This is a genomic window from Candidatus Zixiibacteriota bacterium (genome assembly GCA_021159005.1).
Classification (GTDB): Bacteria; Zixibacteria; MSB-5A5; order UBA10806; family 4484-95; genus JAGGSN01.
The window spans coordinates 1-1,605 of the sequence record JAGGSN010000180.1; the positions used below are offsets into that span (position 1 = coordinate 1).

The following is a 1,605-nucleotide window of genomic DNA, read 5'->3' on the forward strand; positions in this document are numbered from 1 at the left end:
TAGGTTTACTCCAATTTGTTGGAACCCATATACCCATATTATTTTCTCACCTCTTTTTTTATCATATTCGGTCTTTCGTAAAGATATACTAAAAGCTGATCGTCTGATCCATCTTTATAATGACCGTTTATTAATTCTTCTACTGCGGCACCTAAAGTATGAAGAATATAGGTTCCATCAAAAGGGTAGCAAGTAACGCTTCCATCTTCATTTTCCCTCTCTACAGAACCACGTTCTCTACCTGGAAAAGCACATAATTCGGAATATTTTTTATCCGTCAAACAAAACTCAGTGCCATCTGGATTATCATCATAATCCTCTGGCCTTTCATACTTTGGGTTTTCCGTATCTTTCAATTTTGGATATTCTTCTGGTTTTTCTAATTCTATAGTAGCATGGACAGAACTAAATCTTTCCCCTATAGTATCAACACACTCGCCTTCCACACAATCAGGACAACTCCACAAACCAGTAGGGTCCCACCAAGGAGTCTCACAATCCTGCGGAACAAATCCTCTACGAGATGTTCCGTGAAATTGCCCCATATAAAATCTAAGCAAAACTCTATACCAACCTTTAGTCACTTCCCTTGGGGTAGGGCTCCCACACCAGCTTACTCCAAATCTATTACATTCACTCGATGTTTTATCAAAATCCCCATCCCTCTCCCTGCACCAATTAGGGTTTACCCATTCATGATTACGAGCAGATGCTCCATCAGCTAATCTATAAATATCCCCGCATTTGTTTTCTTGTGCTAAATCATAGGAAGGAATCTCTGTTTCCCCCATTTCAGCAGGAGAATAATCAATTATTAAACTGCCCAAAGAAGTAAAAAAAGAAACCACTCTTCCTCGCATATCCCATAATTTTAGATATCCCATATCTGAACTCAATATCTCGGTACAACTATAATCAACAGCAGAACTCTTCATGAGAATAGGTTTTTCATAACTTGCACAATCTGAGTTTGTGTATTTTTGTATTACAAAAGGATTTTCCACGCCCTGCGAAAGTGGACATGCAGGAGCAGGATAAGAGCATAAAAATAATCGCTTTGACAAAATACTATAAGGGTCAAAATATTTAATATTGAATTCTCTATAAAGAAATATACTATAACCATTTATATAATAATATTCTTCCCCTTTTCTGTGAAAACATTTCTCACAGGCTTCAACAGAACAACCATTTCTAAAACTTTTCTTTGGATACGTCCACTCATTCATATGCCCGACTGCACAGTTCACGCGCGGGGACATATCTCCACACATATTATATTGAGAGTATTCATGCTTACCCCACTCTACTGCTGTATCAGATACACCAAAATAACAATTAATACTGGGGTCGTAGCTTTTCATCCATTCTACTCTATTTTCATTCCCTATATCTATTCCATTATCTACTAAATAATCTCTATTATCTTCAGGCTCATCTTTTAAAACCTGTCTTGTAGGCTTATTTGGTATTTTCTCCAACCATTTCATTAATTCATCTTTGTGGCAAGGAAATACTACCTGTTCACCTTCTTCGTTGAATACATCTTCAGCCACTTCACCCGTTAATAAATCCCATATAGTCACATAATCTGATATAGTAACA

At 36.9% G+C, this 1,605-nt stretch carries 1 protein-coding gene; it reads right to left on the reverse strand.

Translation table 11 applies throughout. From position 1 onward, the window contains the following. Positions 1–38 precede the first annotated feature (38 nt). A partial coding sequence (locus J7K40_11300) for a hypothetical protein (GenBank protein ID MCD6162982.1) occupies positions 39–1,605 on the reverse strand: 1,567 nt, incomplete at its 5' end.